The organism is Ruixingdingia sedimenti (assembly GCF_031432425.1).
GTDB lineage: Bacteria > Pseudomonadota > Alphaproteobacteria > Rhodobacterales > Rhodobacteraceae > Ruixingdingia > Ruixingdingia sedimenti.
Window position 1 is genome coordinate 1 of the sequence record NZ_JAVKPH010000125.1, and the last position, 879, is coordinate 879.

The following is an 879-nucleotide window of genomic DNA, read 5'->3' on the forward strand; positions in this document are numbered from 1 at the left end:
GCCTCGACGTTCTGGACCATGAGGGTGAGCCTTGGCCCGACGTCTTCGCGGATGCGGGCTTCGGTGAGCTGGAAGGCGGGGCCGGAGCAGTTGAAGGCGTAGACGCCGCCGTCGCGGGCGGTCAGCGCCGCGCCGACGCCGTTGACCGACCGCTCGAATGTGCCGAGCGAGACGCAGTAGCCGTGGCTGTCGAGTTCCGCGAAGGCTTTGGCAAGGCGGTCGCGGAAGGCGGGGAAGCCCTCGGGGTCCTGTTTGGCGATGGCCTCGATCAGGAAGGCGCGTTCGGGTTCGGGCAGCGCGTGCAGATAGGCCATGCCCATGGCCGATTTCGCGATCGGGATGCGGGCCCCGACCTCGAGGCGCAGGCTGACGGTGGCGGAACCGTGGGCGAGTTCCAGATAGGCCAGGTTGAGCCGGTCGCGGTTGCCCAAGGCGACCGAGACATTGGCGTGGTTGGCCAGTTCCTGCATATGCGGGCGCGCGGTGCGGATCAGCCCGATGCTGCCGAGATACGCATAGCCGAGCGCCAGCACCGGGGTGCCGAGGGCGTATTTTTCCAGCCTGGCGCTGTATTCGAGATAGCCGAGGCTGGTGAGCGTATAGGTGATGCGGGCGATGGTGGGGCGCGGCAGGCCGGTGCGCTGCGCGATCTCGAGATTGCCGAGGAAGCTGTCGCCGGGCTCGAAGGCGCGCAGGACCTCGAGCCCGCGGGCGAGCGCGGTGATGAACTGCCGGTCGGTCTTTTCCTCGTCCGGGCCGGGAAGGGCCATGAGCGTCCTGAAGGACCGTGCCAAGGCGAGCTCCTGTTGTGGTTGCGGGGCGAGGGTATCGCGGAACGGCGGGGAGGCCAAGCTTCCGCAGGGCAGAATGCGCGGGGAT

General features: G+C 68.4%; 1 protein-coding gene. It reads right to left on the minus strand.

What is annotated here, in order from left to right; genetic code table 11:
* Nucleotides 1-794: IclR family transcriptional regulator (locus RGD00_RS23415; protein ID WP_310459633.1), on the minus strand; the 794-nt coding region annotated here is incomplete at its 3' end.
* Between the last annotated feature and the right edge of the window lie 85 nt (nt 795-879).